This is a genomic window from Tessaracoccus caeni (assembly GCF_029211185.1).
Taxonomy (GTDB): Bacteria; Actinomycetota; Actinomycetes; order Propionibacteriales; family Propionibacteriaceae; genus Arachnia; species Arachnia caeni.
Window position 1 is genome coordinate 1 of sequence record NZ_JARGDO010000078.1, and the last position, 255, is coordinate 255.

1 rRNA gene is annotated in these 255 nt (G+C 53.3%); it reads left to right on the plus strand.

Going from position 1 to position 255, the window contains the following annotated elements:
- A 23S ribosomal RNA gene (locus P0D62_RS19285) occupies positions 1–255 on the plus strand; the annotation flags it as partial.

Here is a 255-nt window from a genome sequence, read left to right on the forward strand (position 1 = left end):
ACCCGAAGCGGAGTGATCTATCCATGGCCAGGTTGAAGCGACGGTAAGACGTCGTGGAGGACCGAACTCACTTGGGTTGAAAACCGAGGAGATGAGCTGTGGATAGGGGTGAAAGGCCAATCAAACTCCGTGATAGCTGGTTCTCCCCGAAATGCATTTAGGTGCAGCGTCGTGTGTTTCTTACCGGAGGTAGAGCACTGAATGGTCTAGGGGGCCTACCAGCTTACCGAAATCAGTCAAACTCCGAATGCCGGT